At 73.0% G+C, this 19,932-nt stretch carries 9 protein-coding genes and 1 pseudogene; 1 reads left to right on the top strand and 9 read right to left on the bottom strand.

The window, feature by feature from the left end; translation table 11 throughout:
* Positions 1–10: 10 nt before the first annotated feature.
* Positions 11–1,005: pseudogene (locus AB0K52_RS14265) on the top strand (IS481 family transposase).
* On the opposite strand, the gene AB0K52_RS14260 reads toward AB0K52_RS14265, so the two are convergent.
* From AB0K52_RS14260 to AB0K52_RS14220, 9 genes are all read right to left on the bottom strand, one after another.
* On the bottom strand, positions 1,002–3,143 hold the full coding sequence (locus AB0K52_RS14260) for a hypothetical protein (RefSeq protein ID WP_363531252.1): 2,142 nt from the start codon (positions 3,141–3,143) through the stop codon (positions 1,002–1,004). The pseudogene AB0K52_RS14265 and the gene AB0K52_RS14260 sit on opposite strands and share 4 nt — an antisense overlap.
* Before the next feature lie 132 nt (positions 3,144–3,275).
* Entirely contained in the window at positions 3,276–4,412 is a 1,137-nt protein-coding gene (locus AB0K52_RS14255; protein WP_363531249.1) for a malic enzyme-like NAD(P)-binding protein, read from the bottom strand.
* 108 nt (positions 4,413–4,520) lie between these two features.
* The gene (locus AB0K52_RS14250; protein WP_363531246.1) at positions 4,521–6,470 is read right to left on the bottom strand and encodes a hypothetical protein; all 1,950 of its coding nucleotides are present in this window, start codon (positions 6,468–6,470) and stop codon (positions 4,521–4,523) included.
* The gene (locus AB0K52_RS14245; protein WP_363531243.1) at positions 6,467–7,651 is read right to left on the bottom strand and encodes a VWA domain-containing protein; all 1,185 of its coding nucleotides are present in this window, start codon (positions 7,649–7,651) and stop codon (positions 6,467–6,469) included. The genes AB0K52_RS14250 and AB0K52_RS14245 overlap by 4 nt, the downstream gene beginning before the upstream one ends.
* Entirely contained in the window at positions 7,651–9,918 is a 2,268-nt protein-coding gene (locus tag AB0K52_RS14240; protein WP_363531240.1) for a DUF5682 family protein, read from the bottom strand. Before AB0K52_RS14240 ends, AB0K52_RS14245 begins: the two co-directional genes overlap by 1 nt.
* Positions 9,915–11,012 carry an AAA family ATPase gene (locus tag AB0K52_RS14235; protein ID WP_363531237.1) on the bottom strand — a complete coding sequence of 366 codons (1,098 nt, stop codon included), beginning with the start codon at positions 11,010–11,012 and terminating at the stop codon, positions 9,915–9,917. The genes AB0K52_RS14240 and AB0K52_RS14235 overlap by 4 nt, the downstream gene beginning before the upstream one ends.
* A gap of 13 nt (positions 11,013–11,025) precedes the next feature.
* Positions 11,026–13,233 (bottom strand): DUF4132 domain-containing protein, encoded by a 2,208-nt coding sequence (locus AB0K52_RS14230; protein WP_363531234.1) that lies wholly within the window; start codon positions 13,231–13,233, stop codon positions 11,026–11,028.
* Between the two features lie 73 nt (positions 13,234–13,306).
* Positions 13,307–16,639 (bottom strand): DUF4132 domain-containing protein, encoded by a 3,333-nt coding sequence (locus AB0K52_RS14225; RefSeq protein WP_363531231.1) that lies wholly within the window; start codon positions 16,637–16,639, stop codon positions 13,307–13,309.
* A gap of 55 nt (positions 16,640–16,694) precedes the next feature.
* The gene (locus AB0K52_RS14220) at positions 16,695–19,928 is read right to left on the bottom strand and encodes a DUF4132 domain-containing protein (protein ID WP_363531228.1); all 3,234 of its coding nucleotides are present in this window, start codon (positions 19,926–19,928) and stop codon (positions 16,695–16,697) included.
* Positions 19,929–19,932 lie beyond the last annotated feature (4 nt).

The raw sequence follows: 19,932 nt of genomic DNA, 5'->3' as shown, positions 1-19,932 counted from the left end.
AAGGCCCTCGATGGCCCACTCTAACGCCCCCTTGACCCCGACTGGCAGACTGCGCCTGGCCCGATGCGTGGTCGAAGACGGCTGGCCCCTGCGCCGCGCCGCCGAACGCTTCCAGGTCTCCCCGACCACGGCATGGCGTTGGGCCGACCGTTACCGCCGAAACGGCGAAGCAGGCATGACCGACCGGTCCTCACGCCCGCACGCCAGCCCCCGCCGGACCCCGACCCGGACCGAGCGGCGCATCATCAAAGTCCGCGTCCTGCGCCGCTGGGGCCCGGCCCGCATCGCCTACCTCCTCGGCTTGAACCCCGCAACCGTGCACCGGGTACAGGTCCGCTATCGGCTACCTCGACTGGCGCACCTCGACCGCGCCACCGGCGATCCGATCCGCCGTTACGAGCGCGCAGCCCCCGGCGAGCTGGTCCATGTCGATGTCAAGAAACTCGGGAACATCCCCGACGGCGGTGGCCACCGAGCGCTCGGCCGCTCGGCCGGGCGCCGTATCCGCACCGAAGCAGCCCCGATCGCCAACAACAGCACCAGCAAAGGCGCGAAGTTCGGCTACGCCTACCTCCACACCGCCCTCGACGACCACTCCCGGATCGCCTACACCGAGATCCTGGGAGACGAAACCAAGGAGACCGCGGTCGCGTTCATGACGCGGGCCCTGGACCATTTCGCGAGCATCGGCGTCCGCGTCGAACGCGTCCTGACCGACAACGGCGCGCCCTACCGCTCGCACCCTGGCGAGACCTGCTGCACGACAACGGCATCAAACACAAGCGGACCCGGCCCTACCGGCCCCAGACCAACGGGAAAGTCGAACGCTTCCACCGCACCCTGGCCGACGAATGGGCCTACGCCCGCCCCTACCGATCAGAACGCGAACGACGCGAAGCCCTCCCGGCATTCCTGCACTGGTATAACCACCACCGCGGACACACCGCGCTGAAAGGCCAGACCCCCGCCACCCGCGTCCACAACCTCACAGGGCAATACACCTAGCGCTCGATCGCCTGCTCGCCCCGCGCGGCGATGGCGGCTGCGATGTTGGCGTGGCGGAACTCGTAGGTGCCGCCCGCCTGCCGCCGCAGGATGCCGCACTTGTGGACCTCCTCCAGGAAGTGCATGGTCTTCCAGGGCAGACGGCGCTTGGGCGCGAGGACGAGGATCGCCAGCGCGAGGTGGACGAACGCGACGGCCCCGGCTTTGCCGCCGCGCAGTGCGAGCGCCCATTGCGCGCCGTAGAGCAGCGCTCCCGCGAGGGCGCAGGCGACGGCGAAGGCGGCGCTCAGCCAGATCCCGTCGGTGGTGACGTACCCGACGACGAAGGCGGGGATGGCGTAGGCGGTCCCGAAGACGTAGCCGACGCGCAGGTCGCGGCGCAGCAGCAGGCGCGGGTTGGTGGCGCGGGCGGCGGGGTCGGGGGTGACGAGGGCGTACATGGCGCCGATGGGGAGGGCGAAGCCGAATCCGATGAGGGGGCCGCGTTCGGCGCCGAACATGAGGACGCCTGCGACGGTGGCGAACAGGAAGATGGGTATGCCGCTTCGGACGGCGATCATGAGCTGCTTGCCGTCGGTGTGGACCTGGGTCTCGGCGGGGAGCGGCGGCCGGTTGCGGTAGCAGAAGTAGCCGAGGAGGCAGGCGCCGACGAGGCCGAGGAGGCCGCCGGTGAGCCAGGCGTCGCGGGGGCCGAGTCCGGCCTGTTCGAAGGCGATGCGGCCGCCGAGGCCGACGGCGGCGAGGGTGAGGACGAAGCCGATGGCGCCGGCGGCGATCCGGGTCGGGGTGCGGGCGAGCATGGATAGTTCCCACCAGCGGATGGCGTCCCAGGTGTCGCCATTGCGGGTGTGCGCGGCGAGGTACTGGAGTGAGCGCATGGCTTCGTCTCGCGGGAGCCGGCCTTGCTTGCGTTCGTTCTTGCTGGGGTGGCGTTTGAAGCGGGTCGGCGCGAATTCGCGGAGGACGAAGGCGGTGAGGGCGGCGGCGTCGGGGAAGCGGCGGCGGTCGGCGAGGTGGGCCGGGCGCAGGTCGGTCGTCGCCCAGATCTCGATGGCGAGGGTGAGGACGAGCGGTGAGGTGAGCGCGAGGAGCGCCGGGTTTCCGGGGCGGAACGGGAGGTCGCGGAGGCCGTTGAGGACGGGCCGCCATTCGTCGTGGGCGGATTCGAGGATGACGCGCTGGAGGTAGGCGCGGACCTGTTTCCTGGTGAGCGGCTGGAGTTCGACGACGGCGGCGTCGTCGAGGGGGCCGCCGTGCCGTTCGGCCTCGGTGTACTCGGCGGTGCGGGAGGAGAGGACGAGCCCGGGCAGTTCGAGGGCGCTCTCGTTGATCGAGGCGATGAGGTGCGTGCGCATCTCGAGGGAAGTGTCGCCGGTGTCGCCGTCGGCGGTCTTGACGCTGATCTCGTCGAACGAGTCGAGGACGGGGAGGATGTGCCCGCCGCGGACGAGGAGGGCGGGGAGTTCGGGGCCGTAGTCCTCGGCGGTGAGCCAGGGGTGCTGGTCGGTGAGGCGGTCGATGAGCCAGTCCTCGAAGCTGTCGGGGGTGTTCCAGTCGGCGAGTGTGAAGAAGACGGGGACGCGTTTGGCGGCGGGGCCGCGGGTCTTGAGGAGGCGGAGGGTGAGGTAGACGAGGGAGGCGCTCTTGCCGCTCTCGGGGCCGCCGAGGACGACGAGCCGGGGCGAGCCGTGCGCGGCGAGGTCGTCGAAGAGACCGGGGAGCTGGGTGAGGGTGCGGTCGCGGCGGCTCCTGGGGGCGCGGCGGCCGGCGGCGGTGTCCCAGTCGAGGTCGATGAGGTCCTTGGGGCGGTTGAGCTTGAGGTTGGTGGCCTCGCTGAACCACTGGTCGCGCACGGCGGTGGCGAGGCGGTCGGCGGCGGTGCGGAGGCGGGTCTCGTCGGCGGGGTCCTCGGGGCGTCCGCGGCGGCGGATCGCGCGTCGGGTGCTGAGGAAGACGAAGGGCAGGACGAGGACGAAGACGACGGCGATGCGCAGGTAGAGGTTGCCTTGGAACCAGGGTTCGGCGGCGGGCAGGAGCATGGGGACGGCGACGACGGCGAGCATGGCGGTGGAGACGCGGGTGAAGAGGCTGTCGTCTTTGACGGGCTTGCGCTGGTCGGGTTCGAGGGGCTGGGTCACCGGGGGTCCTCTCGGCTGGGCAGCACGGTGGTCGCCCCGTCTTGGGAGTATCCCATTTCGGAGCGGTGCGTGGTTGCCTCGCAACACGAAAGGGCGGCCCGGCGAAACGCCGGGCCGCCCGTTTCGGTTTCGTCAGGCGGCGGCCTGGACCGCGGCGGCCACTGCGGGGGCGACGCGGGGGTCGAGCGGGGACGGGACGATGCGGTCGGCGGCGAGGTCGTCGGCGGCGATGTCGGCGATGGCGCGGGCCGCGGCGAGTTTCATCGCCTCGGTGATCTGCGGGGCGCCGGCGTCGAGCGCGCCGCGGAAGATGCCCGGGAACGCGAGCACGTTGTTGATCTGGTTCGGGTAGTCGCTGCGGCCGGTGGCGACGATCGCGGCGCGCTTCGCGGCGGCCTCCGGGTCGACCTCGGGGGTCGGGTTCGCGAGCGCGAACACGATCGAGTCGGCGGCCATGCCCTCCAGGGCTGATTCGGGGATCGAGCCGCCGGAGACGCCGACGAGGACGTCCGCGCCCTTGAGCGCTTCGGTGACGCCGCCGCTGCGGCCGGAGCGGTTCGTGGACGCGGCGAGCCGGGCCTTGACGGGGTTGAGGCGCTCACGGCCTTCGTGGATGACGCCGGTCGAGTCGCAGACGATGAGGTCGCCGACCCCGGCCTCGCTGAGGATCTTGGTGATGGCGACGCCCGCGGCCCCGGCGCCGACGACGGCGACGGTGAGGTCTTCGGCGCGGCGGTCCTGCAGGCGCATCGCGTTGGTGAGCGCGGCGAGGACGACGACGGCGGTGCCGTGCTGGTCGTCGTGGAAGACCGGGATGTCGAGGAGGGCTTTGAGGCGGTCCTCGATCTCGAAGCAGCGCGGGGCGGCGATGTCCTCCAGGTTGATGCCGCCGAAGGACGGCGCGATGGCCGCGACGGTGGCCACGATCGCGTCGGGGTCCTTGGTGTCGAGGCAGATCGGGACGGCGTCGACGTCGGCGAACTGGCGGAAGAGGGCGGCCTTGCCCTCCATGACCGGCAGTGAGGCGGCCGGGCCGATGTCGCCGAGCCCGAGGACGGCGGTGCCGTCGGTGACGACGGCGACCACGTTGGAGCGCCAGGTGTGGGTCCGCGCCAGGGACTCGTCCGCGGCGATGGCCTCGCAGACGCGGGCCACGCCCGGCGTGTACGCGACCGAGAGGTCCTCGCGGCTGTCGAGGGGGACGGTGGTGGAGGTGCGCAGTTTGCCGCCCTCGTGGGCGACGAAGATCGGGTCTTGCAGGTCGATCATTGGTCAAGCCTCATTGCTTCGATGATGATCGCCGACTCTGCGAACGCCGAACGGATGGCTCCGGCTGAGATACGAGTGGCTGAAGAAGACTGGGGGTGACCCAGGTCATCAGTGTAGCTCAGCGGTGACCAGTATTCGGACAGCGGCGGCAGTCCAGGCGGCGCATTTCGCGGGGTCGTCCTCGGCGGCCAACGATGTGGACAGGTGCGCGAAATCAGTTGCGGCCCTTTGGAGTCCGACCCGCTGCAGTTCGGCGGCGGCGGCCTCGACGCGGCGGCGGGACGGTTCGCGGGCGCTGCGCAGGCCCTGGTGCGCGAGATCGGCGCAGGCGATGAGGGCGCCGTCGATCGCGGCGGACACCGGGTCGGTTTCGGCCGCCGCGTCGGCGGCGGCGAGCTCGGCGGTGTCGTCGCCGGGGGCGAAGTCGGGGACGACCGGGCCGTCCTCGGTGAGCAGGGCGGTCGGTTCGACGATGAGCTCGCCGCGGTGGCGGTGGACGTGACCGGCGACGGCCGTGACGCCTTTGAGCAGTGCCTTCTCGGCGGCTTCGAGCGCGCCGGGCGCGGCGGCGCGGTGCGGGACCCGAAGGACGGCGGCGCCGCCCTTCGGGGCGAGGATCTCCGCGGCGAGGCACTGCGAGGCGGGGTCGTAGCCGAGGAGGCGGGTCTCTTCGACGGCGACGACGCGCAGGGACTCGGCGGTGACGCGGGGGCGCACGAGCGCGGGCGGGCGGGCCGCGAGCTCGTCGGCGAGGGCGTCGAGGTTCGTGGCGCGCAGCGATTCGGGGAGGTCGTTCCAGGCCAGGCCGAGCGGCAGGACCTGGGTCTTGGCGAGGCGGCCGGTGCCGAGCTTGAGCGCGCGGGCGGCCGTGCGGGACGCGGCCTCGGTGACGGTGTTGCCCGAGGCCAGCGCCCCGATCTTGCATCCGGCGAGGCGGCGGGAGGCGAGGTCGGCGCCGGTGAGGGTGCCGTCCTCGGGGACGGGCCAGCCGCGCTGGACGGCGAGGACCATGCCGGTCTCGGGCTGGGCGAGGTAGATCTCGAGGGTGCGGGTCTCGCCTTCAGCGCCGACGCGGGCGCCGAGGGCGGTGAGGCGCACGAGGGTGAGCGGGGTGGCGTCGGCTTCTTCGCTGCCGAGGATCTGCGCGGCCGGGGTGCCTTCGACGTATCGGGCGGCGCGGGCGCGGGCGGGGAGTTCGGCGAGGAGCGCGGCGAGGCGCTGCGGGTCGTAGGAGGCGGAGCGGTCCTCGTAGCGTTCGAGCTGGTCGACGAGGTCGTCGACCGCGCCTGCGGGCCAGTGGGCGCGGCGGCGGGTGAGGGCCTTCGACTCACGTTGGAGGGCGGCGCGGAGGACGCCGTCGGCGCCGGTGGCGCCGTCGAGGAGGACCCTCTCGGCGAGGGTGAGCGCTTCGTCGAGGCCGTCCGCGGCGTTCCCACCGCCGACGCTCACGGTCGTGGCGTCTTGGTCCGCCTCGCGGAACGCCCAGACGGCGAGGACGATCGCGGCGTCGCGGGCGGGACCGGTGGCGTCGGTGTGGACGTAGCCGAGGCCGGGCACGAGGAAGCTGACGTTGGCGGCGGGGAGTTCGGCGGCGGCGGGCCGATCGGGGCCGGGCCAGGTGAGGCGGGCGGTGTACCCGGCGCGGCGGGTCTGCTCGGCGGCTTTGAGGGCGTGGTGGCCGAGGACCTCGCGCAGTTCCTCGTCGGTGATGGCGGCGGGGGTGGCGAGGGGTTCGGCTTGAGGAGGCGCAGTGGCGGGCGCGGCTTCGGGCGTGTCCTGGGCGCGCTGGTAGGCGAGGACGGCGCCGATGCGGTGGCGGCATTTGCCGGCGGCGCCGCAGGTGCAGGTGGAGGCTTCGAGGCCGCCGGCGGCGGGGAGCGCGGTCTCGGCGCCGTCGGGGAAGACGGCGGTGAGGGTGCCGTCGTCCGCGAGGGCGACGGTGGGGACGGTCCCGGCGTCGAGGTCTTTGGCGGCGCGTTTGACGAGGCCCCGGTTGGCAAGGGCCGCAAGGGCGTCTGGGGTGAGGGCGAGGAGGTCGTGCCTGGGTTCCACGGTCACGTGCCGAGCCTTTCCGCAACGAATTCGACCAGGTGGGAGGGGGTCATGGCGCCGACGTGGGCGCCCACGTCCGCGAGGCGGGCGGCCATGGTGCGGTCGTAGATCGGGTTGGCGTCCTCGTCGAGGGCGGCGAGGCCGAGGACCTGTGTGCCCTGCTCGCACAGCTGCTTGACGAGGTGGACGAGGCGGGCCTCGCTGCCGCCTTCGTAGAAGTCGCTGATGAGGGCGACGATGGAGCGGCGGGGGTTCTCGATGAGCCCGGCCCCGTATTCGACGGCTCGGGCGATGTCGGTGCCGCCGCCGAGCTGGACCTTCATGAGCAGTTCGACGGGGTCGTCCACATCGGAGGTCATGTCGACGACGGCCGTGTCGAAGGCGATGAGGTGGGTCTTGAGGCCGGGCAGGGCGTGGAGACAGGCGGCGGTGACCGCCGAGTGGATCACCGAGCCGGTCATGGACCCGGACTGGTCGACCAGGAGCACGAGCTGCCACTGCTCGAGCCGTTTCGAGGTGCGCGAGTGGAACTGCGGGCGCTCGATGGCGACGCGGCGGTCCTCGGGCTGGTAGTGCTTGAGGTTGGCGCGGAGCGTGCGCTTGAGGTCGAAGTCGCGCGAGCGCCGGTGCCAGCTGGGTTTGCGGGTGCGGCTGCCGGTGAAGACGGTGCGCACCTGCACGGAGAGCTTCTCGACCAGGCGTTCGACGACCTCTTCGACGATGCGGCGGGCGGCGGCGAGCACCTGCGGGTTCATGAGGTGCTTGGTGCGCAGGACGGCCTTGAGGAGCGACGGGCTGGGCTCGATGCGCTCGAGCACGTCGGGGTTGGTGAGCACGTCGTGGATCTCGTAGCGCTCGACCGCGTCGCGTTCGAGCCGCTCGATGGTCTCCTTGGGGAAGAGCCGGTGGATGCCGTCGAGCCAGTCCACAGTGGTGAGCTGGGAGGGCGAGTCGTCCGCGCCGCGCGGGCCGTCGGTGCGGGCGCCGCCGCGGCGCACGCCGCGCTTGCCGAGGTCGTCGTCGCGGCTGTAGAGCCAGTCGAGGGCGGCGTCGCGAGCGGCGTTGGACTCGCCGAGGCCGCCGAGGGAGTTCTCGGCGGCGGGGCCGAGGACGAGCCGCCAGCGTTCGAGGTCGGCACCGCTGTGCTGGGCGCCGTTCTGCTGAGCACCGTTGTGCTGGTCCTCCATCAGGACTCCCCTCCGAATACGAGGTCTTCCCGGGCGAGGGCGGCCTCGACGCGGGCTTCGAGCGCCATCGCCGCCGCCATGACGACCGGGTTGACGTCGAGGCGCTTGGTGAGGCCGCGGGCGTCGCCGCCGCCTCGGGCCGCCACGAGGCGTTCGGCGATGAGGCCGCGCTCGCGCGGCGGGAACATCGCGAACGCCTGCCGCAGCGCGGGCAGGGCGATCAGGAACTCGTCCTCGGTGAGGTCGCCGATGAGTTCGTCCACTGCGGACACGACGCCCTGCTCTTCGGCGAGCACTTCTTCGCGGGCCAGGGCGAACAGGCCCGAGAGCCAGTCGCCGAGCCGGTCGGGATCGGCAGCGCCCGCCGCGGCTTCGGCGGCGTTCGCGGGCGCGCCGAGCGCCCAGGCGAGGCCGAGGGCCGCGCCGCGCAGATCCGGCGGGGCCTGGCCGTCGACCGCGATCCGCTGCGCCGCAGCGGCCACGGAGGCCGCGGGCGGCGTGAGCGAAGGCGCGTGCCGGACGGCGTCGCGCAGCGCGCGCATGGCGCGCAGACGGCCCTGGTCGGCCGGGCCCGGCCCGGCGTGCAGGCCTTCGGCGAGCCACAGGACGCGATTCGCGGCCGCGGTGACGACGGCGGCGTAGAGGTCGCTGCCGGCGGTGCCGAAGAGGTGGTCGTGGCGCCACAGGGCGAGCACGGTGGCGAGCGCGGGGCCGACCTCGCCGAGGTCGCCGCTGTCGTCCACTGCGGACTGAACGGCGGTGCCGAGGCGGTCGGTGAGGTGCGCGCGGCCGCACAGCGCGGCGTCGAAGAGCATGGCGGCCAAGGCGTCCAGCGCCCGCTCGGCGCCGGCCCGCTGCTCCAGGACGGTCTGGGCGGCGTCGCCCAGCGTCGCGCCGAGCGCCCCGGACTCGATGAGCACCGGGAGCCGGTCGGCGCCCGAATCGAGCGTCCACTGCTCCTCGGCGGTCACGTCGGCGCCCGCGGAAGGGCCCGACTCGCGGCGCACGCCGGGGAGACGCAGCAGCCGCATGCAGTGCAGCACGCGGCTGCGCTCGAGGTGTGCCGGCTTGGCGAGGTCGAGCCGGATCGGGCCGTCGCCGTCGAGGCCGAGCCGGGCCATCTCGGCGACGGCGTCGTCCACGAGCGGCGGACGGGGCGTGTCGGGGTGGAGGCGGCCGACGCGCTCGCCGGTGAGGGCGGCGGTCATCTCGACCACGACCGGATGCGTTCCGGCCGTGAGCAGGCCACGCCGCGTCCAGGGCAGCGGCTGCTCGAGGTCGTCGCTGATGAGGGCGCTGGCGAGGCCGTCGAGGAGGTCGGTGCGGCCGGGCCGGGCGTGGCCGCGCAGGCGCGCGAGCCCGTCGGTGAGGCTCCGCGCCCCGATGAGGTCCGAAGTGGAGACGTGGAGGCCCCGCTCGCGCAGCCGCGTGGTGATGCGCTGCACGAGCGTTGCCGCCGCCTCCTCCGGCCCGGCCTCCCACAGGCGCTGGTAGTACTCGGGGGACGGCATGCCCGACTGGTACCCGGCGAACGCGTCGAGGCGCTTGAAGGAGTAGGGCACGAGGTAGCCGCCGGTCTCGGTGCCTTCCGGCGGTTCGGGGAGCACCGGGGTCGCGGTGTCGCCTTCGGCGGCGAGGCGGCGCAGCGCGGGGGCGTGGAAGCCGCCGCAGACGACGAGCACCGGCCCCTCGGTCTCAGCGAGGGTCGCGCGGATCCATTGGGCCATATAGGCTTCGCGCGCCGCGTCGGGCCCGTCCGCGTCGGCTTCGCCGCGCACCAGGTCGAAGTAGTGGTCGAGTCGTTCGGCGAGGCCCTCGGGCTCGGCGACCTCGACGAGGTGGTCCCACAGGGCGTCCACGTTGTCGACGGCGAAGGCGCGGCAGAGCCGGTCCGTGGCGTCGGTGTAGCGCCGCTCGGCGTCCGAGTAGCGGTTCTCGACGCCGGCGAAGGCGCCGTGCCAGGCGGGGAGGTCGATGAAGCGCACCGCCGCCCCGGCCCGGCGGCCCTCGGTGAGCGCGACCCACTCGGGCGAGTAGTCGCACATCGGCGCCCACGTGCGGCGCACCGCGAGGTCGGCGCTCGCGTACGAGTAGATCGCCACGGGCAGTTCGTGTTCGAGGGCGAGCTCGGCGAGGCGGTCGTTGAAGTCCGCGGGCCCTTCGATGAGGACCGCGGCGGGCCGCAGCTCCTCGATGCGCCGGGCGACGAGGCGGGCGCAGGCGGGCGAGTGGTGCCGCACGCCCTGGACGTGGAGGCGGTCGATCATCCGGGCAGCAGGTTCCGCGCCTGGTAGAGCGACTCCCAGTGCGGGCCTTTGCGTTTGGGGGCCTTCTGCTCGAGGTAGCGGCGCAGGCGCGCCAGGTCCTCGGCGTTGTCCTTGGCCGCGGCCCCGGCCATGCAGTCCACGATGTCCCCGGCCACGGCGGTGCCGCCGCGCAGGTACCAGGCCTTGATGCCCACGGCGTGCGCGACCGAGACGGCCTCGGCGGTCGACATGACCGCCTGCGGGCGGCCCGAGTTCGCGTCGCCGGTGCGCAGGTCGCGGAAGACCCGCACGAGCACTTCGAGCACGTCGCGCGAGGGCGGCGCGGGCACGCCGGAGCGGGCCAGGGCGGCCGAGGCCTCGGCTTCGACGAGGTCGAGTTCGGTCTTGAAGTCGGCGATCGGGAAGACCGTCTCGAAGTTGAAGCGGCGCTTGAGGGCGGCGCTCATCTCGTTGACGCCGCGGTCGCGGGTGTTGGCGGTGGCGATGATGTTGAACCCCTCGCGGGCGAACACCATCGAGTCGCCTTCGAGCTCGGGGATGGCGAGCACGCGGTCGGACAGGGGAGACAGCAGCGAGTCCTGGACCTCGAGCGGGCAGCGGGTGATCTCCTCGAACCGCACCACGCGGCCTTCGGCCATGCCCTGCAGGAGCGGCGCGGGCACGAGCGCGCGCTGCGTCGGCCCCTCCGAGACGAGCAGGGAGTAGTTCCAGGAGTAGGCGATCTGGTCCTCGGTGGTGGACGCGCCGCCCTGGATGGTGAGGGTCGAGTCGCCGGAGACGGCGGCCGCGATGAGCTCGGACAGCAGCGACTTCGCGGTGCCGGGCTCGCCCACGAGCATGAGCCCGCGGTTGGTCGCGAGCGTGACGAGCGCGCGGTCGATGAGCGAGGGGTCGCCCACGAACTTGCGCGCGATGCCGCGCGAGTCGTCGCCCACGATGAACGTGCGGGCGGCCTGGAGGCTCAGGGCCCAGCCGGGCGGGCGGGGCGAGTCGTCTTCGGCGGCGAGCTTGGCGAGCTCGACGGCGTAGCGGCGCTCGGCCGGCGGGCGCTGGAGCTTGGGTTCGGCGACTGTGCTCACGGAATCGGTGGTCATGGCGGCTTTCTGGTCAGTGGTTGATGCCGGTGGCGCGGCCGAGGCCGGCGAGGATCTCGGCGACGAGTACGGGGTCGAGGGCGTCGCCGCGCAGGGTCGGAACGCCGCGGCGGCGGTTCTTGGTGGGCGAGAACCAGACCCAGATGATGCGGTGGCGGCGGTCGGGGTCGGGATCGCGGTAGTTGGGACTCGGGTCGATCTCGGCGAGGAGGTGCGCGTTGTCGACGACAGCGGCGCTCTCGGCGTTCAGGCGCTCGCGCGGCAGCTCGCGCGCGAACAGGTATGCGTGTTCGATGGGCTTGTCGGGCTCGTCCCAGTACAGGCGCTTCCAGTCGAGGACTTCGCGCAACGCGGCGAACGTGGCGGTGGCGCCGGAGAAGCGCTCGAGGACGCCGGTGCGGGCCTCCTCCTCGGTGAGGGTCAGGGCAGGGCGGGCGAGCTGGTCGAACGGCTGCAGGATCTCGTAGTCGGCGAACACCTCGGTCCACAAAGGAAGATCGGGGCCGAGGAGCGCGGGGTGGGCGAGGCGGACGCGGCCGCCCTCGGCGAGCTCCAGCGGCTTGTCGTTCACGTCGGCGAAGCTGCCGTCCTCGGCGAGCCGGAACCCCTGCGGCCCAGCGGGGGTCTCGCCGATCCACAGCAGGCCCTTGGCGAGCGAGGCGAGTACCGGGTTCGCGAGCAGGCGCGCGAACCCGTCCGCGTCCCAGATCCGGCTGGCCAGCATCGCGTCCTTCAAGCGGTCGCCCTGGAACGCGAGCTCGGCCGCGAGGTCCTTCGTGAGCTTGCGGAACCGCGCGGTCGAGGCGGCGGCGGTCTCGGCGTCGTCGCGGAGCGAGGGGCGCGGCAGGCGCGCCCTGAGCTTCCCGGTGTCGTCGGCGATCCGGAGCCTCAGCCGCTCGTCGGCCTTGATGTGGAAGGCGCGCGGTCCGAAGTCGAGCACGAGCCGCGCCGGATCGTCCAGCCCGAGGGTGGGCGCGGCGCGGTCCGCGAGCGGCTCCACTTCGGACTTGACGCGGGCGGCGACGTCGGCGGCCTTCGCGGCGGCGGCCTTGCGCACCGTCTCGTGGAGCTTGCCGCGGGACATGCGGTAGAGGGCCGGGAACGCGATGTCGGCGGGCAGGGCGGCGAGGGCCTCCAAGGCGAGGCCGGTCTGCGCGATCTGGCGGGCGCCGGACTTCTTGACCTTCGCTTCGATCAGCTCGGCGGCCTCGGGGCCGCCGAAGCGGGCGAGCTGGCCGATCGTCCAGTTCGTGAATTGGTACTTCCGCGCCAGCGCGAGCGAGAAGCGGGTGAGCGAGTCGCGGTCGCAGGCCTCGGCGACAGTCTCGGCGGCGGGGTACGGGGTGCGGGGCGTCCACTGCGAGAGCACGGCGATCAGGTGGGACACTGCTTGGCGCGGCAGGATCGCCGCACGGTCGGCGGTGAGCACCGGCGGGAGGTCGCTGCGGCCGTGCACGGCACCCGCCGTGGGGTTGTTGAGGAGCGGGCGGTCGGGGTCGGCGAGGACGGCTTCGACGCCGGCGACCGCCTCGGGTCCGTGGACGCCGACGGCCTGGACGACGGCTTCGGCGCCGTGCCGCCAGGCGAGGAGGCGGAGCGCGCCGCGCGCGGTGGTGCGCTGGTACACCTTGGGGCCGAAGGCCTCCGGGACGAGGAGGGCCGCGGTGTGGAGGCCGTGGCGGTCGAACCAGGCGAGGCCGGCGTCGCGTCCGGCGTCGAGGCGCAGGAACCAGTGGGCGGCGAGCGCCGCGGCGGGGGTGCTGCGGATCGGCATCAGTGCGGCGGCGTGCCACGGCAGGTTCTGGAGCTGCTCCACCGCCTGGTCGGCGAGTCTGGGGCCGCAGCGGGCGAGCTGGGAGAGGATGCCGTCGGCCAGGTCGAAGCCGTGGCGGTAGCCGTAGACCCGGTCGTCGTCGATGCGGTCCCAGTAGGTGTCGGGGTCCCATTCGACGAAGTCGGGTTCGAGGGCCAGGGCGCGCTCGAATTCGTCGCCGCGGCTGACGAGTTGCGGCGCGGGGGCTTCGAGCCCGGGGATCTCGCGGGGCGCGGTGCTCTTGCGCTTCTCGGTCCAGGGAGGGGCGACGAGCACCTTCGGGAGGTCTTCGAGCGCCGCCACGGGGAGTCCGGAAGACGGCGACTGGACGGTCACGTCGAGTCGTTCTTCTTGTGGCGCAAGGTGTTCGGCCATGGCCTGCTTTCGTGGGGCGGGATCGTCTCGCATGAGCATAAGAGGGGGGTGCGACACGCTTCCGGCCCACCGCCTTTCGAACAGGCGGCGGGCCGGGGGCGTCGGCTCAGCCCTGGTCGGTGAGTCTCGCCAGTGTGGACAGCAGTTCGGAGGCGATCACCGGGTCGACCGGGCCGAAGTCGGTCTTCGGCGCGGGCACGCCCCAGCCGTGCATCGCGTTGCGCGAGACGACGACCTGGCGGAGCTCCTGCGTGTCGTACATCTCGACATAGCCGACGGTGATGCCCGGGTCGAGGTCGAACACGACGTAGCCGACGCCGGGGAGCTCGCAGAACATGCCCGGTTCGATCCCGGCGTCCTGCGGCGGGGTGCGTTCCCAGCCGCGGCTGGTGAGGCCGAGGAGCTTGCCGACGGGGACGGCGATCCCTTCGAACCGCTCGAGGCGGCCGGTGCGCAGCTCCTCGTCGGTGAAGGCCATGACCGGGCGGGCGAGCTGCGGGAAGGGCTGCAGGACCTCGTAGTCGGCCAGGATCTCGGCCCAGGCGTCCACGTCGTCGAGGATCGCGGGGTGGGCGAGGCGGACGGCGGCGTCGGCGGGGAGCGCGAATTCGTTCTCGTCGACGTCGCTGCAGCCCTTGTCCTCCGCGAGGCGGAACGCGGTGCGGGTCGGCCCGTGATCGGCGATCCAGACGAGGCGCCGGGCGAGGTGCCACACGAGCGGGTGCTGCACGAAGTGCTCGTCGAACTCGGCGGGCGTCCAGGTGCGGCCCTGGACCATGGCTCGTTCGAGGCGCTTGACCTGGTCGGCGGCGACGCTGCGGAGGTCCTTGCGCAGGGCCGCGAACCGCTTGTAGGCGGCGTCGGCCAGGAGCTCGTCGTCCTTCGCGCCGGGCTTGGGGAGGCTCTTGCGGGGCTTGCCGTCCATGTCGGTGACGAACGGCTTGAGCGCTTCGTCGAAGCCGACGCGGAACCGGCGGGGACCGTAGTCGAGGACGAGCGCGGCCTCGTCGCGCAGCCCGAAGTCGGGGACGAGGCGGTCGGCGAGCTGTTCGGCGGTGAGGCCGAGGTTCGCGGCGATCGCCTGGATCTGGTCGGCCGCTTCGGATTTGATCGCGGCGAACTTGGCCTTCTCGGCGATCTGGTTGATCGCGCGGAGCGCGGCCTCGGTACCGATCGCGCCGAGCACCGCCAGGCCGGTGACGGCCCGCTTGTGCTGGTTCTCCCCCGGCCACTTCGCGACGAGGGGCTGGAGGAGGCGCACGCCTTCGTCACCGCCGAAGTGGGCGAGCTGGGTGAGCGCCCAGCCGTCCTCGGAGGGGGCGCCAGCGGTGAGCCACTGCTCGAACAGCGCGATCGAGAAGCGGGTCAAGGAGGTCCGGTCGCAGGCCGCGGCGACGACCGCGACGCCGGGGTACTCGAACTCGGGCGTGCCGAGGGCGAGGACGGTGACGAGGTGGCGGACGGCGGCGTGCGGGAGCGCGTGTTCGCGGCCGTTGAGGAGCACCTGCGGCAGCAGCAGGGGCGAGACCCACGGTGCGGGTTTGGGGATCGGGATGCCGACGGGCATGAGCGGGTCGATGTCCACGAGCGCGCCGATCGCGGCGGCGGCTTCGTCGCCGTACCGGGCGGCGGCCTCGCGCACCAGGTCGGGCCCGTGGGTCGCGGCGAGGTAGCGGAGGGCGGCCTCGGCGCCGGCGCGGAGCTTCTTGGGCCTGCCGAGCGCGTCGGGGACGAGCAGCGCGGCGGCGTCGGCGGTGTGCCGGTCGAGCCATTTGATCGCGAAGGGCCGCATGGTCTTCAGGCGGACGAGGGCATCGGCGGCGTAGCGGGCGCCGGCGAGGTCGGCGAAGGGCAGCATCAGGATGCGGTGGTCCTCGGCGTCGACGACGGTCGACGCCGCCACCGGTGCGACCGCGGCGGCGCCGAGGTTGGCCATGAGCCGCTGCAGGAGTTCGACGCGGTAGTAGCGGCCGCTGGTCTTCCAGCGCGGCAGGAGCTCGGCGGCGGTCTCCGGCGGCGCGAGGGCGAGCATGACGGCCTGGTCGTGCGGGTCCAGGGCGTCGAATTCGCGGGTCGCCTCGGTCCAGCGGTCGGGGGTCCACTCCTCGTGCCCGCGGTGCCGCTCGAAGGCGTGGTGGTGCAGGGAGGACCAGGCTTCGCGTTCGCCTTCAGCCCAAGTGGCGGTGCTGATGGGGAGCGGGTCGAGTTTGAGGACGACGGGTGCGGACGCATCCGTGGCGGCCGTCCAGGGCGGCGAGGCGAGCAGCGCGGGAACGGCCTCGGCGGGGGCCTCGGGGACGGCTTCGCGCCCGGTGGTGAGTGCGGCGAGCGCCTCGCGGGTCGCCTCGTCGGCCAGCGGAAGTACGGTGTCGATGAGGATCGGATCGCTGTGGAGGATCGCGGAGAGCCGGCCGCGCTCGGCCTCGTCGGCTTCGGGGGCGCGCTGTGCGATGAGTTCGACGGCGCGCCTCGGGAAGTTCGCGGCGGCCTCGATCGCGAAGCCCATGACGTGCGGTTCCCGGATCCGGTCGAGGAGCATGCCGAGGGGTTCGCGGCCCGGCATCGCGGCGAGCGCCCGGTAGAGGGTCTTGAGCTCGTCGGTGTAGTTGTGGCCCTCCAGATAGTGTTCGATCACCGGGAGGGCCTCGGCGCCGAGCCGGTGCAGGAGGTCGGCGATCTCGCCGGTGGGCACCCAGTACCGCCCGAGCAGGGCGACGTCGAGCGCGGCGAGGTGCTCGGCGGACGCGACCACTTCGAGGAGCAGCCGCGAGACGGACCAGTTCGTCTGGTGCGCGCGGTAGTCGTCGCAGACCTCCGCCATCCAGCCCTGCTCGTCGGGGAGCACGAAGCTCGCCGCGAGCCGGTGCTCGGGGTCCGTCCGGCACGGGGCCACGGCGGCGGTGATCGCGGTGTAGTCCTCGTCCGAGGCGGCGGCCGCGATCGCCCGGAGGTCGCGGATCTCCTGACGCTCTTGGTATCGGGACCAGTTGTAGGAATTGAGCGGCCGCCGCTCCAGGCCCACGGCGTGCTTGCCGTGCTGCACGGAGTCGAAGGTCAGGGCTTCGACGTAGGCGGCGAAGGCGAACGGCAGGCCGTGCTCGTGCGCGACGAGGTCGAACAGCGGCCGCAGCTTCGCGGGCGAGGAGTTCGTGGAGGGGTTGGCGAGCAGGAGGACTGCCGCCGCGCCGAGCACGTCCGGCTTCCCCTCTAGGAAGGCCGTCGCTGCGGGCCGGACCTCCTCGTTGCATTCCGCGGCGAAGCGCTCGTGGAGCGCGGCCAGATGCGTTGCGAGGTACTCGCGCCCGGCCTCGGGGTCGAGCTTGACCTTGCGTACTTTCGCGTCGCCGCGACGCGGCTGCACGAACCGCTTCCAGGTCGGGGGGAAGGCCAGGCGGTCCTCGTCGGGGAGGGCGGTTGAGGGAGTCTCGGTTTCGGTCATGGGCGACAGCTTAGGAACCGGGTACGACACGGGGTTCACTTGGTGCGCACTGGGATCAGGGAGCGCAGGCGTCCGTGAGCGCACCGAGGACCTCGGCGGCGGTCACCGGGTCGATCGCCTTGCCCGGCAAGGGCTCGGCGTAGTCGGGATGGCGGTTCGCGGTCGTGGCGAAGTGGACTGAGACGAGGCGGTGCAGGCCGTCGGGGTCGGGGCTGAAGTCGGTGACGGGCGGGTCGATGTCGACCAGGAGGCAGCCGCCGGGGACCTGGCGCACCAGCGGGTGGACGTACTCGTGGTCGTCGGGGCTGCGGTACTGGCGCATGATCGGGACGGCGTCGGCGAGCGCGCCGAGCCGGACCGCGCGGCCCTCGAACCGCCGAAGTCGGCCGGTCGCCAGCTCGTCCTCGGTGAACGCCAGCGCGGGGCGGGTGAGCTGCGGGAAGGGCTGGAGGATCGCGTAGTCGCGCAGGATCTCGGTCCAGGCGGCGACTTCGGCGGGAATGAGCGCGGGGTGGGCGACCAGGATCCGGGCGTCTTCGGGCAGCTCGAAGCGGTGTTCGTCCACATCGGAGAGACTGCCGTCTTCGGCGACGCGGAAGCCCCTGACGCTCCGGCCGTCGTCGGCGGCCCACACGAGCCGCCTTGCGAGGGTCGACATGACCGGGTGCGCGGCGAGGCGGCGGAAGTCGGCGGGGGTACGGGTCCGCCGGTCCATCATGGACTTCTCGAGGCGGGCCTCCTCGTGGTGGACGAGGCGTTCGAGGTCGGCGAGGAGCCGCTTGTACCGCTTGCGGGAGGCGTCGGCGGTGGCCTTGTCGTCCCGGACGCCGGGGGTGGGGAGGGTCTTGCGTTCGCGTCCGGACGGGTCGATCAGGCGCGGGTTGAGGCGTTCGTCGAATCGGACGCGGAATTGCCGGTGGCCGTAGTCGATGGCGAGGATCTCGGGGTCGGCGACGCCGAGGTCGGGGATGAGCCGGTCGGCGAGGGTCTCGGGGTCGGTGCCGTGTCTGGCCGCGAGCCGGGCGGCGAGACCGCGGGCGAATTCGGTGGTGGCCGGGAACTTGTCGAGGCTCCCGAAGCGGTGGATCGTCGCGAAGGCGGTCGCGGTGCCGATGTGGGCGAGCACGGTGAGGCCGAGTCGGGCGCGGTCGACGTGGCTGTGGCCGGCCCAGTCGTCGACATGGCCGTCGAGGAGCACCGCGGTGGCGTCCGTCCCGAAGCAGCCGAGCTGGTCGACGGCCCAGGAGTCGGCCGAGGGGGCTCCAGTGGAGAGCCACAGTTCGAACAGGGCGATACTGAAGCGCTCCAAGGACTCGGCGTCGCAGTGGTCGCGGACGGCCTCGGCGCCCGGGTAGGGCAGGCGCGGCGACCACAGCGACAGGGCCGCGATGAGGTGCACGACGGCTTCGTGCGGGAGCACGGCCGAGCCGTCCTTCACCGTCACCGGCGGCAGCATGCGCGCATCGGCCCAGGCCCCCGGTTTCGGGGCGGCGCCGAGCGGCACGTCGGGTGGGGTGTCGAGCAGGTCGCGGACGGCGGCGACGGCGTCGGGACCGTATTGGGCCGCAACGGCTTCCAGTACCGCTTCGTGCCCGGCGATCCGTCCCGCGCAGCGGAGGGCGGCCTCGGCGGCCGGGCGGGTCCGCTTGTCGCCGCCGAGCGCCGCCGGCGTGAGCAGGGGCGCGGCGTCGGCGCCGTGGCGGTCGAGCCAGTCGAGGGCGTGGACGCGACCGGATTTGAGGCGTACGAGCCAGTCGGCGGCCCGGTGTGCGGCCTTGGCGCTGCGGACGGGCACAAGCGCGGCGCCGTACGCGGGTTTGCGGGCGATCTTCTCCACGACCGCGTCGGCGACGGCGACTCCGCCGCGGGCGAGCTCCGAGAGCACGACCGACTGCAGTTCGAGCGCGGCGCGGTTGCGGACGTCACCGACGACCTCGGCCCAGTAGGCGTCCTCGTCCCATTCGCGGAAGGCGGGCCGGATCGCCATGGCCCGCTCGAATTCCGCAGGCTCCCAATGCAGCGTGACTCCGGTGGGCGGCTCGAGGCCGTGCAGCGGCTCGGCGGTCTTGCGGGCTTCGCGCCACGGCGGGCTGACGAGCACGGGCGGCAGGCGGTCGGCGGGCGCTTCGGGAAGCGGGCCGGCGCCGAGCAGCCCTTCGACCGCTTCGCGCGCATCGGGTTCGAGCAAGTCGAGGATCGCGGCGTCGACGGCGGGGCGCAGGACGCCCGCGAGCTTCCACCGGTCGGCCGCCGAGTAGCCGGCGAGGCGCGGCGGGGTCAGGCGCGCGGCCCGCAGCGGGAAGCGGGACACGGCCTTCACGAGCGCCTCGACCACCTGCGGTTCGCCGATCCGGTCGAGCAGGTGGGCCATCGCCTCGTCGCTCGGGATCGCGGCGATGCCGTCGAACAGCTTGGCGCGGACGGTCCCGCCGATGCTCTTGTACGTGAACGTCCCCACGAGGACCGGCAGCGCGTCGGCGCCGAGGTTCGCGACGAGCTCGGGGACGGTCCCCTCGTTCAGGTCCCTGATGTTGATCTTCTTCCGGCCCAGGCGCTTCAAGTGGTCCGGCGTTCCCACGAACCGCCACGGGCCCTCCAGCGAGATCGCTTCGACCGCACCGGATTTGATGTCGTCGCAGGCGTCGTCGACCCACTCGTGCTCGTCGGGCAGGAGGAACGCGGCGGCCAGCCGCCGTCCGGGCGTGCCGCGCCTGTCGCCGACCGCGGCGACGACGCGCGCGTACTCGTCGGGGCCGGCGTTCGCGATCATGGCCCGCAGTCGCGGGACCGGCCCCGTCGGCCGCATCCAGATCGACCAGTTGCCCTTCGACGCGGCCGGGGCCCGGCGCGGGAACTCGCCTTCCGCACCCCAGACCTGGTCGTGCGAGAGCCCTTCGACGAACGCGGCCGCGGCGAACGCGAGGCCGTGGAGGCGGGTCCACGCCTCCACCTCCTCCCGGTAGTGGACGGTGTCGCGGTGGTGGTAGTCCACCAGGCGGCTGCGGACGTGGCGCAGTTGCGCGGAGACCAGCGAGAGGCCGAGCGGGGTCGCCTCGCCGCGCAGGTAGCCCAAGGCGCTCTCGGCGAGGTCCGGATCGGACTCGGGGTCCTCCCATGCCTCGATGGCGGCGTCCCGGTGCTCCGCGACCAGGTCGCTGAACCACGCGGCGGTCTCCGGTCCGGGCTCGAACGGGTAGCGGACGCCGTTGCCGGGGCGGGCGGTGACCAGGGACCGCTCGATCCATTCGGCGGGGACGGCGAACCGCGTTTCGCTCGCGGCGTCGTACATGCGC

This window comes from Glycomyces sp. NPDC049804 (assembly GCF_040674615.1).
Classification (GTDB): Bacteria; Actinomycetota; Actinomycetes; order Mycobacteriales; family Micromonosporaceae; genus Glycomyces; species Glycomyces niveus.
This window is presented reverse-complemented; position numbering and strand designations above follow the sequence as displayed.

What these genes read in the sequence shown, in the direction of transcription:
- AB0K52_RS14235 (WP_363531237.1), bottom strand. Translation starts at nt 11,012, where the DNA reads ATGACCACCGATTCCGTGAGCACAGTCGCCGAACCCAAGCTCCAGCGC.
- AB0K52_RS14245 (WP_363531243.1), bottom strand. Translation starts at nt 7,651, where the DNA reads ATGGAGGACCAGCACAACGGTGCTCAGCAGAACGGCGCCCAGCACAGC.
- AB0K52_RS14230 (WP_363531234.1), bottom strand. Translation starts at nt 13,233, where the DNA reads ATGCGAGACGATCCCGCCCCACGAAAGCAGGCCATGGCCGAACACCTT.
- AB0K52_RS14240 (WP_363531240.1), bottom strand. Translation starts at nt 9,918, where the DNA reads ATGATCGACCGCCTCCACGTCCAGGGCGTGCGGCACCACTCGCCCGCC.
- AB0K52_RS14255 (WP_363531249.1), bottom strand. Translation starts at nt 4,412, where the DNA reads ATGATCGACCTGCAAGACCCGATCTTCGTCGCCCACGAGGGCGGCAAA.
- AB0K52_RS14225 (WP_363531231.1), bottom strand. Translation starts at nt 16,639, where the DNA reads ATGACCGAAACCGAGACTCCCTCAACCGCCCTCCCCGACGAGGACCGC.
- AB0K52_RS14220 (WP_363531228.1), bottom strand. Translation starts at nt 19,928, where the DNA reads ATGTACGACGCCGCGAGCGAAACGCGGTTCGCCGTCCCCGCCGAATGG.